This window comes from Cellulomonas sp. P4_B5_2 (assembly GCF_056402235.1).
In genome coordinates, this window is sequence record NZ_JBFUHU010000108.1 from 1 (window position 1) to 10,468 (window position 10,468).

Here is a 10,468-nt window from a genome sequence, read left to right on the forward strand (position 1 = left end):
CGCTGGCTCTCTTCGTCGGCGGCCTGATCACCTGGCTGCTCCTGCGGCCGCTGCCCACGCGGGCTCTCGCGACGCCCGCGTCCGGGTGGCGCGTCGCGCTCGCCGGCTACCTGCCCTCGCTCGTCATCGGCGCGGGCCAGGTGCTCCTGCTGCTGGGCGTCGTCGGGCTCGGGCTCGGGCTGAGCGTGGGGCACCCGGTGGGCACCATCRCGTTCCTCCTGCTCGTCGCCGCGACGTTCCTGGCCGTCCAGCAGATGCTGCTCGCCGTGCTCGGCTCGGCCGCAGGCAAGGTGGCCACGATCGCGCTGCTCATGCTGCAGATCACGTCGGCGAGCGGCACGTACCCCGTGGAGACGACCCCTGCGTTCTTCCAGGCGATCCACCCGCTCCTGCCCATGACGTACGCGGTCGAGGGCCTTCGGGACCTGATCACCGGCACGCCCGACGCCCGGCTCTGGCGAGCCGTGGCCTACCTGGTGGGCCTGACGGTCGCGTCGCTGGCGGTGACGGCGTGGAAGGCCGGACGCCTGCGGACCTGGACCGTCGCTCGCCTCCACCCCACCCTGAGCATCTGAGAGGCTGACGGCCATGCGCACGACGACCACCCGCGAGCACATCGTCGAGGCGGCGCTCGCACTCGTCGCCGACCGCGGGTTCACCGCCACGTCGGTCGACGACATCGCGTCCGCGGCCGGCGTCGCCAAGGGGAGCGTGTTCTACAACTTCGGCTCGAAGTCGGCCCTGTTCGAGGCGATCATCACGGAGGGCGTGGGCCGGCTGACCGTCGCCCTGCGGGGCGCGACCGTCGATCTGCACGGGCGGGACGCGCTCGCCGCCCTGGTCACCGAGCTGCTGGGCCAGATCCGCAGCCACCCGGACTTCGCCAAGCTCATGGTGGCCGAGACGTTCCGCACCGGACGCAGCTGGCAGGACTCGATCCGGCTGGTGCGCGAGGAGGCGATGGGGGCGTTCGCCACGGTCGTCGCGGACACCTGGCCGGACCGGGACGCCTCCCTGACCGCAGCGGCCCTGTTCGGCGCGACGCTGCTGGCGGGGCTCGAGTGGCTCGTGTTCCAGCCGGAGCGCACGCTGGACGACGTCCGGGCCGCGGTCCTCGCTACGGTGCACTGAGCGTTCCCCGCCCGACACCCGACGTGGAGGCCCTGCGATGCCGACCGAGGCAGCACCGAACGGCGTCCACTCCGAGGTCGGGCGCCTGCGCAAGGTCCTGGTCTGCGAGCCCGGCCTCGCCCACCGGCGCCTGACCCCCACCAACGCGGCCGACCTGCTCTTCGACGACGTGCTCTGGGTCGAGAACGCGATCACCGACCACCGCGCGTTCGTCGCGCAGCTGCGGGCGCGCGACGTCGAGGTGCTCGAGCTGCACCAGGTTCTCGCCCAGACGATGGCCGTCCCCGGCGCCCGCGACTGGCTGCTCGACCGCAAGATCGTGCCGGACGACGTCGGGCTCGAGCTGGTGGACGACGCCCGTGAGTTCCTCGAGCGCCTCGAGCCTGCACGCCTCGCCGAGTTCCTCATCGGCGGCCTCGCCACCGTCGACATCACCGGCGGGTTCGACGACGACCACTTCGCGCTCGCGGAGTCCTCCCCGGACGCGCGCGAGTACGTCATGCCGCCGCTGCCGAACACCCTCTACACGCGCGACACCACGTGCTGGCTGTACGGCGGCGTCACGCTCAACCCGCTCTACTTCCCCGCGCGGCACGACGAGACGCTGCTCATGAAGGCGGTCTACCTGTTCCACCCGGACTTCGCGGGCTCCACGGTCTGGTGGGGCGACCCCGAACGCCACTGGGGACGCTCCACGATCGAGGGCGGGGACGTCATGCCGGTCGGCAACGGCACCGTGCTGGTCGGCATGAGCGAACGGACGTCGCGCCAGGGCATCACGCAGCTCGCCAGCGCGCTGTTCGCCCAGGGTGCTGCCGAGCGCGTCGTCGTCGCCGGGATGCCCAAGCTGCGCTCGGCGATGCACCTGGACACGGTCTTCACGTTCGCCGACCGGGACGTCGTGACGCTCTACCCGAGGATCGTCGACGCGATCCACCCGTTCACCCTGCGCCCGGGCGACGGCGGCGGTGTGCACATCGCGGACGAGGGCAGCGCACCGTTCGTCGACGTCGTCGCCGGGGCACTGGGGCTGCCGGGCTTGCGGGTGATCGAGACCGGCGGCGACGCCTACGCGTCCGAGCGCCAGCAGTGGGACAGCGGCAACAACGCGGTCGCCGTAGAGCCGGGGGTCGTGTTCACCTACGACCGCAACACGACGACCAACGCCCTGCTGCGGGCGGCGGGCGTCGAGGTGATCGAGATCCGCGGCGCCGAGCTGGGCCGCGGTCGCGGCGGTGGGCACTGCATGACCTGCCCGATCGTCCGGGACCCGCTCCCCGAGACATGAGAAGAGCCCCTCCCGTCGTCGGGAGGGGCTCTCTCGTCTAGCTGAAGCTCGGGATCACTCCGCCGCGCGCTGCGTGGGGACGCCCGTGAGGAGCGAACGCACCTCGGACTCGTGGAAGCGGCGGTGGCCGCCCAGGGTACGGACGGCCGAGAGCTTGCCGGCCTGGGCCCAGCGCGTGACCGTCTTCGGGTCGACGCGGAAGAGCACGGCGACCTCGCCCGGCGTGAGCAGAGCKCCCTGCGAGAGGGGGGCGTCGGTGGTGACAGCCAWGATGGTTCTCCTGTCGTTCGGTAGCTCGGCTGGCCCAGTGGGCCCCGTGGCTTTGCGTCCCCGCCTTGCAGCGGGTTTGCCGTTGTCGCTGACAAAGGGAACTATGCCCGAAACTGGACGCCTGTGCAACAACCTCGACCGCACGTTTCGCGCGCAAACGGGTGATTTAGATCCGGCCATACCGGGCGCGTACGAACGAGTACGCGCCGAAGGCGATGAACCCGAGCGCGACGATGACCAGCATCACGACGCCGGCGGGCTGGTCACGCAATGTGTGGAGCGCCCCGTCGAGGCCCGTGGCCTTGGACGGGTCGGCCTGCGCGGCCGCGGTGATGAAGAGCACACCGACGATCGCGAGCGCGACACCCTTGGCCACGTAGCCGATCACACCGAGACGACGGACGACCGGGCCGGCCGTCCCGGACGGCAGTCGCTGCAGGTCCTCGAGGAACTTCTTCTTCCACCCCTTGTAGACGTGGTACGCGCCCACGGCGACGATCGCGATCCCGAGCGCTGCGACCAGCAGACGGCCGCCGGGCGCCTCCATGAGCCTCGCGGTCATGTCCGCGGTCTGCGCGGAGCTGGACGACCCGCCCCCGCGAGCGAAGCTGAGCGCGGTGAGGGCCAGCCCGGCGTAGACGACCGCGCGCCCTGCCGCCTTGGCGCGCTCCCCCGCGCCGCCGCCCGCACCGGCACCGGACGGTGAGGAGCCGAGGATCGCCTTGGCCGCCTGCCACGCACCGAGCGCGACGAAGGCCACCACGGAGAACCACAGGACCGTGGCGCCGAACGGTGTGCTCGCGATCGTGCTGAGCGCCCCCGACTGGTCCGCCTGCTGAGCGGGGCTGCCGAACGCCACCCGCAGCGCCAGCACCCCGATCAGGATGTGCAGGACCCCACTGACCGCGTAGCCCGCGCGCGCCGCGAGCTCCCATCCGCGCTGCGCGTTCGCCGTACTGCTCGTCGCCACCACTGCATCTCCCTCGGCCGGGCCCCTGTCGGGCCGATCGTGGCAGGAGGTGCGCACTCCGGCGACCGGAGAGCTCGGGCGAAGGGTGGGGCAGGTGGGGCTTGAACCCACGACCCACGGATTATGAGTCCGCTGCTCTGACCGGCTGAGCTACTGCCCCGAGGCACCGCACACCCTACCGAGGGTTCACTCCGGGGCGTTGTCCGCCTCCCCGCCCAGCAGGTACGGCGTGTCGACGCCCTCGTACGCCAGGTGCGCGACGAGACCTTGCTGGGCGTGCGGCAGGTTGTGGCAGTGGTCCATCCAGATGCCGGGGTTGTCCGCGACGAACGCCACCTCGTAGGACTCCCCCGCGGCCAGCTCGAGCGAGTCGGTCCACCACGGGCTGCCCGTCGACGGCGCTCCGTCGCGCGACAGGACGAGCAGGTGGTGGCCGTGCAGGTGCATCGGGTGTGCCTGACCGCTGGAGTTGCGCAGCGACATCTGCACCACGTCGCCCTCGCTGACGACGAACATCGGCACGTCCGGGTAGGTGTGCCCGTTGATCGTCCACTGCAGCCCCGGCCGGCCGGCCACGAACCCGGGCCGACGACCGATCGCGTAGTCGAACCGGCGGTCGGCGGCGCGCGGGTCGAAGTCGACGTCGGTCGGTGTGCCGTAGGTCAGCAGGTCGAGCGTGGTGCGCGGGTCGTCGCCGTCGGGCGCGTCGTCGCCAGGTCCGACGAGCACCGACTGCGAACCCAGCCGGACCCGGACGGCAGCACCGTCGTCCGGGACGGTCACCTCGAGGTCGGCGCGTCCTCCGCCACCGACCACGACGACCTGGTCGGTGACGGCCCCGGGGCCGTGCAGGTCACGCCCGTCCAGCGCGAGCAACCGGTACGCCGCCCCCGGCACCCAGGCGCGGAGCACCCCCGACCCCGTGTTCACGACGCGGACCCGCACACGCTCACCGGGGTCGGCCGGGACGCGCAGGTTCTCCGCCGAGCCGTTGATCGTCGGGACCGCTCCGTAGGTGTGGACGGCCGCGACGGCGTCGAGAGTGCCGTCCGACGCCGCAGCGTGGACGACGAGAGCGCCGAACAGACCACCGCGCACCTGCGCGTGGGAGACCTGGTGGGAGTGGTACCAGTACGTGCCGGCGTCCTCGACGACGAACCGGTAGACGTGCGAGCCGCCCTCGGGCACGGCGTCCTGCGTGACCCCTGCGACACCGTCCTCGGCGTTGGGCATGTCGACGCCGTGCCAGTGCAGCGTGGTGCCGTCCGGCACCGAGCGGTTGACCAGGGTCACCTCGACCAGGTCGCCCACCTCGGCCTCGATCGTGGGGCCGGGCGACGTCCCGTTGAGCGTGAAGCCGCGCAGGGTCCGGCCACCGACCTCGATCGGGCCGGCGTCGGCCGTGAGGGTGAGCGCGACGTCGGGGACGCCGCCGGACGGACCGGTGAGCGTCTCGACGCTGACGCCCGGGCCGGCCGGCGGGGTGTGGGCATGCCCGGGGGTGGCCCCAGGGGCACCCCCCGTGTCCGGGTAGCCCATGTCCATCACCGACGCGTTCGCCGGCACCAGGCTGGTCCACCAGAACCAGGCGAGCGGCCCGAGGACGAGCACGGAGGCGACGACCGCGGCGACGACCCGCCGTCGTCGGCCCAGCGCCTCCCGCTCGGTCACCGGGTCAGGCGACGGCCGTGGCCGGCGCCGACGAGCCCGTCGTGGACGTGTCCCGCGGCACTCGCTGGGCGGCCGTGATGCTCACGCCGAGCAGCGCGAGCGCGTTCGCCCCGTGCAGGGCGCCGACCACGGGCGAACCGAAGGCCACGAACGCGAGGACGATCTGCAGCACGAGCAGGCCCAGGATGATCAGGGCGTACCGCACGGCGCCGGGGAACTTGGCGAAGAACGACACGATGAGCAGCGCGATCACGAGCAGCGGGATCACCATGGTGCCTACCATCCCGTGCAGCGCGTGCCCGACGTTGCCCTCCCACTCCGAGTCGATGACGGCTCCGCCGTCGAGGTCGTTGAGGGTGGCGAACCAGGCGTAGGCGATGGCGCCTGCCTGCACGAACACCCCCGTGGCCACCAGGTAGGCGAGCACCCGATACGCAGTCTTCATGTCATCCCCTCGATCCCGTCGCGCTCCCAGGACGCGGTCGGGAACGGCCGCGCCACCTTCCAAGATCCTCGTGGGCACAATCTGATACTTCGTCCCGATTTCTCATCGTTCTCGCCGACGCGGTCAGGAGCAACCACGCGGGTACCGTGAGGTCGTGGCCCTGTTCTCCCGACGCCGGATCCCCGCTGCCGACCGCAGCCGCCTCGACCTGCACGCGGGCGACGCCGTGCTGGTGAGCACCGAGCTGGCCGACGGCCGGTGGGCGGTGGCCACCCGCCGCGCCCTGCACCTCCTGGCACCCGACGGCCCGGTCGTCCGGCGCCCCTGGTCGGACGTCGACCACGGCTCCCTGGACGCCGCGACCCGCACCATGACGCTGCGCTGGGTGTCGGGCGAGTCGGAGCAGCTGACCTTCGCCGAGGTGCCCGGGTCGTACGCGTTCTCCCAGACGTTCCGCGAGCGGGTGCAGCAGTCCGTGGTGCATGCGGCGTCCGTCACACTGCCCGGCGACCACCGCGTCCGCGTCGTCCTGCGCCGCGACGAGGACGGCGGACTGTTCACGCAGGTCCTCGGCGATGCGGCCGTCGACCTGTCGGATCCCGCGGTGGCGGCGATCCTCGACGCCGCGGAGGACGAGGTCCGCGACGCCGTCGGGCTCCCCCGCTGACGCGTCCGGGGCACCCCGCAGCGGCTGCTAGAGTTTCTTCCCGCACGATCCCTCGTAGCTCAATTGGCAGAGCATCCGACTGTTAATCGGACGGTTACTGGTTCGAGTCCAGTCGAGGGAGCCAGCAGACAGGCCTCCGATCAACGGAAACGTTGGCGGGGGCCTTTCTCGTACCTGCGCCGCGCGGTCCGCGTGCACGAGCAGGCGAGCGCCGGCCCGACAGCGCCGCGGCACGACGGGACTTCGGGCCCTACGGCGAGACCACGGTGACGTCTGAGGGTGGTGGATGAGCCGTCCGGAGAGGCGCGGACGGCGCAGCTGCTCCTCATCCGAGCGCGACGACGCCGACCGACCAGGGTCGCCGGCAGAGGGGGCGACGGTGTCCACCACCCCGGCCACATCTCCTGATGTTGCGGAGACCGGCCGAAGCGCCGGTCTGACGATCGTCGCGTGGGCAGTCGTGGCCGCCTTCGGGCTGCCCGAGATCGCCTGGGCCGTGCTGACCGGGACAGTCCCCCCGTGGTGGTCCGCCTGGAAGCTCGTCGGGCTCGTGGCCCTGACGGTCGTCGCCGCCACCGTCGCCCGGCTGCGTCCGCTGCGCGACTTCGTCGCCGTGCTCGCCGCCTTCGTCGCGCTCCAGTCGCTGCTCCCCCGGATCGAACGCACGGTGGCCGGGCTCGACGGTCTGCTGGGTGGTTCCGTGCTCGACGAGCGCATGCGGTCGGAGCAGCTCAGCAAGCTGGTGGTCACCGCCGCGATGGTCGGGGTGCTCCTCGCTCTGGGCTACCGACGCCGGGAGTTCTTCCTCGCCCGCGGCGACCTGCGCGCGCCGCTGCGGCCCGTCCCTGCGTTCGGCTTCCCCCGCCCGGTCTCCTGGTCGCGGTTCGCGCTGCAGTGGAGCGTGTACATCGCCGTGGTCGTCGCCCTCGCGCAGTGGTTCGTGCTCCGACCCGACGGCGACACGATGCTCGCCGTCCTGCCGATGGCACCGTCGATCCTTGCCTACGCAGCGTTGAACGCCTTCAACGAGGAGATGACCTACCGGGCACCCGTGCTGGCGACCCTCGCACCCGCGGTCGGCGGCGGCGGCGCGCTCTGGCAGTCAGCCGTGCTGTTCGGGATGGCGCACTACTTCGGCACCCCCGGCGGACTCCTGGGCGCCACGCTCACCGTCTTCCTCGGATGGATCCTGGCCAAGGCGATGCTCGAGACGCGCGGACTGTTCTGGGCGTGGTGGATCCACTTCCTCTCGGACGTCGCGATCTTCACGTTCCTGACCGCGGCGCTCGTCTGACCGCGAGGAGCTCGGCCCGTAGCCGGCTGACGACCTGCCCGATCACGACATCGGCGCTCCTCGTCACGCGTCCGGGGTCGCGATCCGGGTCGGAGGACCCAGGGCGGCACGAGACCGAGGGGCGAGGATGCCCCCATGGCCCAGTCGACGGTGTCAGTGCCGAATCGCACGTCCGTGCTGCACGTCTCCGGCACGCCACGCGAGGTGCACCTGCCCCCGGAACGGGTCGAGCGGACGCTGACGCTCCTGCGCGAGGGCACCAACGTCAACCTCGTGGGCATGCGCTCCTCGGGCCGGTCGGCCCTGGTCCGCGAGGTCGCCGAGCGGTTGACGCTCGAAGGCACGATGGTCACCGAGGTGCGAGGGCTGCGGTCGTTGCGGGATCGTCCGCTCAGCGCCCTCGCCGCGGCAGGGATCCACATCTCCCCGGTCGCCGGACAGCTGCCTGCGCTGTCATCGGCCATCGCGTCGATGGAGGACCTGCTCGACGCGCCCCGGTCCGTCCTGGTCATCGACGACGCCGACGACCTCGACCCCGCGAGCGCCGGGGCGATCGTGGCCCTGCTGTCGCACCGCCCCACACCCGTGCTGATGACGAGCCGACCCGGCGGTCGCCGGCAGACCGACACCAGCGCGCTGACGGCGGGGCTGCGTCCGGGGGTGCGCGTCACGCTCGACCCGCTGACCTTCGAGCAGGTGCACACGCTCGTGCACCAGCTGCTGCCCGGCGGGGTCGAGCCGACGACGGTCGCGCGGATCGCCGCGGTGTCGGGCGGGCTGCCGGGTCTGGTGGAGGCGGTCGTGGAGAACGGCCGCCGGGACAACCGCCTGGTGTTCCGCGACGGGCTCTGGATCGCTCGCGGCGACCTGTGGACGACGCCGCTGTCCCAGGCGGTCGAACCGTTGCTGACCGACGTGGACGACGCGTGCGTCGACGCGCTCACCCTGCTCGCGTTCGCCGGCACCGTGCCGCTGCGGGCCGCGCGCCAGCTGGTCGAGCCCGAGACGATCGCGGCGCTCGACGACCGGGGACTGCTCCAGGTGCTGCCCAACCGCGGTGCACCGATCGTGGGCGTCTTCCCACCGCTCCTCGGGGACTACCTCACGCACGAGGGCTCGACCCTGCGCAACGTCGTGACCCGGGAGCGGCTGGCCGAGGCGGACCTCGAGGCTGCGACGTCGATCGGCGAGCACGCCGGGGACGGCGGAGCTGCGGTCCTGGTGCAGATGCTCGCGCAGCACTCGTCGGCGGACGTCGCCGCCCGGCGACGGGAGTGGCGCTCGGACCCCGACGCCACCCACGGCGCGGCGCTGGTCGCTGCGATGCTCGTGGCCGGTGCCCGCCCGCACGAGGTGGCCGCCGTGCTGCGCGAGACGCGGGTCGACGGAGCGGATCACCGAGGGCGCGCCGAGCTGGCCGCCTGGGCCGCCTTCTACTGCGCGTCGACCGGCGGCACGCGCGACGCGGCTCTCGGCGAGCTCGAGGCGGCCCGCTCCGCAGGGTGCACCGCCGACGGCATCCTGCGGGCCGCAGCGTCTCGGGTGGAGCTCCTGGTCGGGGACGTGCCGTCCGCGCGTGCGGCCCTGCTGCCGCTCGCCGACGACGACGTGGACATCCGCGAACGGCTGCTCCTCGCCGCGGCCGAGGTCGAGATCGCGGCCGGTCTGCCGGCGGCGGCGCTCGAGCTGCTCGACGGGATCGAGGAAGCGGCTGGCCGTCGCGCGGAGAGTGTCGCGGTCATCGCCGGGATGGTCCGGCTCCTGTCCTGCGACGTCGACGCCGCCGTGCGCGACGCCCTCGCCGGGGTGGAACGGGGCCGAGCCGACCTGGCACCGACCGTCGTGCTCCCGCACGCCTACGTCGCCGCGTAYGGGCTGGCGCTGCAGGGCCGCGCGGTGGAGCTCAGCGCGCTCGTGTCGTCGGTGCTGGCGCTCGGCTCGGTCCCGGCGCACCTGACGCACATCCAGGCCGCCCTGCTCACGTTCGCGGCGTCAGGCGCCCACTGGCAGAGCCGGGGCGCGTACGCCCGCTCGATCGTCACGCAGGCGACGGCCCTGCGGGGGGTGCGCGGGCCGCACCCGTGGATGGTTTCCGACGTGGTCGGCGCGGTGGTCGCGGAGGGACCCGACGCCGACGCCGCGGACGTGCTCTGGGACCTGGTGCAGGAGCGACYCCTCCACGGGTTCATCCCGGCCGCCGTGGCTGCCGGGGTCGCGTCGCTCGAGCACGACCCCTGTCCCGAGCGTGCGGCGGTGCTCGTCCAGGCGGCAGCCGCGACCGATTCCTCGCTGCTGTCCCGGCTCGCGCAGTACGGCGCCGCGCTGGCGACGAGGGACATCGACGAGCTGGGCCGGCAGCAGGTCGTCCTGCACGACGCAGGGTTGCGTCAGCCCGCGGTCCGCACCGCCGTCGCACGGTCGATCGAGCTCATCGCCCGCGGCGACACCGCGCTCGCGATCGTGCACGCCGACGCCGCGTGGAGCCAGGCGGGCCTCCGCGGACGCGACCTGTGCGGTCTGTTCGCCCCGCTGGACCAGGCGGTGAACCTCACCACGCGCGAGCGTGAGGTCGCGGTGGCGGTCGCCCGCGGCTACACCACGCCGGAGATCGCAGCCCGGATGGTGCTGAGCGTGCGGACGGTCGAGAACCACATCTTCTCCGCCTGCCACAAGGTCCACGTCGACAACCGGGAGGACCTGGCCCGCGCCGCACGCACGTGGCTCACCTGCGT

At 72.7% G+C, this 10,468-nt stretch carries 10 protein-coding genes, 2 tRNA genes and 1 riboswitch; of the genes, 7 read left to right on the plus strand and 5 right to left on the minus strand.

Going from position 1 to position 10,468, the window contains the following annotated elements:
• The 3 genes from AC1DUQ_RS09675 to AC1DUQ_RS09685 form a co-directional block, all read left to right on the plus strand.
• Positions 1-575, plus strand: a 575-nt coding sequence (locus tag AC1DUQ_RS09675; protein ID WP_477073711.1) for a YhgE/Pip family protein, incomplete at its 5' end; no start/stop codon positions are given.
• 13 nt (positions 576-588) lie between these two features.
• Positions 589-1,131 (plus strand): TetR/AcrR family transcriptional regulator, encoded by a 543-nt coding sequence (locus AC1DUQ_RS09680; RefSeq protein WP_477061667.1) that lies wholly within the window; start codon positions 589-591, stop codon positions 1,129-1,131.
• A 37-nt stretch (positions 1,132-1,168) separates the two neighbouring features.
• Positions 1,169-2,419, plus strand: a complete 1,251-nt coding sequence (locus tag AC1DUQ_RS09685; RefSeq protein ID WP_477061666.1) for an arginine deiminase — start codon at positions 1,169-1,171, stop codon at positions 2,417-2,419.
• A gap of 54 nt (positions 2,420-2,473) precedes the next feature.
• On the opposite strand, the gene AC1DUQ_RS09690 is transcribed toward AC1DUQ_RS09685, so the two are convergent.
• The 5 genes from AC1DUQ_RS09690 to AC1DUQ_RS09710 all read right to left on the minus strand — a co-directional run bounded on the left by AC1DUQ_RS09690 (position 2,474) and on the right by AC1DUQ_RS09710 (position 5,775).
• Positions 2,474-2,689 carry a BldC family transcriptional regulator gene (locus AC1DUQ_RS09690; protein WP_056090365.1) on the minus strand — a complete coding sequence of 72 codons (216 nt, stop codon included), beginning with the start codon at positions 2,687-2,689 and terminating at the stop codon, positions 2,474-2,476.
• A gap of 16 nt (positions 2,690-2,705) precedes the next feature.
• Positions 2,706-2,780: riboswitch (cyclic di-GMP riboswitch) on the minus strand.
• Positions 2,781-2,855: 75 nt separating this feature from the next.
• On the minus strand, positions 2,856-3,659 hold the full coding sequence (locus AC1DUQ_RS09695; protein WP_477061665.1) for a DUF1206 domain-containing protein: 804 nt from the start codon (positions 3,657-3,659) through the stop codon (positions 2,856-2,858).
• A gap of 86 nt (positions 3,660-3,745) precedes the next feature.
• Positions 3,746-3,819 (minus strand) — tRNA-Ile (locus tag AC1DUQ_RS09700).
• A gap of 26 nt (positions 3,820-3,845) precedes the next feature.
• Positions 3,846-5,330, minus strand: coding sequence for a multicopper oxidase family protein (locus tag AC1DUQ_RS09705; protein WP_477061664.1), 1,485 nt, complete (start codon positions 5,328-5,330; stop codon positions 3,846-3,848).
• 4 nt (positions 5,331-5,334) lie between these two features.
• Entirely contained in the window at positions 5,335-5,775 is a 441-nt protein-coding gene (locus tag AC1DUQ_RS09710; protein WP_477061663.1) for a hypothetical protein, read from the minus strand.
• A 154-nt stretch (positions 5,776-5,929) separates the two neighbouring features.
• Here AC1DUQ_RS09710 and AC1DUQ_RS09715 point away from each other — a divergent pair, with 154 nt between their 5' ends.
• The 4 genes from AC1DUQ_RS09715 to AC1DUQ_RS09730 all read left to right on the plus strand — a co-directional run.
• Complete coding sequence (locus tag AC1DUQ_RS09715; RefSeq protein ID WP_477061662.1) at positions 5,930-6,442, plus strand: hypothetical protein; 513 nt, start codon at positions 5,930-5,932, stop codon at positions 6,440-6,442.
• A 48-nt stretch (positions 6,443-6,490) separates the two neighbouring features.
• Positions 6,491-6,566 (plus strand) — tRNA-Asn (locus AC1DUQ_RS09720).
• 336 nt (positions 6,567-6,902) lie between these two features.
• On the plus strand, positions 6,903-7,736 hold the full coding sequence (locus AC1DUQ_RS09725; RefSeq protein WP_477061661.1) for a CPBP family intramembrane glutamic endopeptidase: 834 nt from the start codon (positions 6,903-6,905) through the stop codon (positions 7,734-7,736).
• 135 nt (positions 7,737-7,871) lie between these two features.
• Positions 7,872-10,468: helix-turn-helix transcriptional regulator (locus AC1DUQ_RS09730; protein WP_477073712.1), on the plus strand; the 2,597-nt coding region annotated here is incomplete at its 3' end.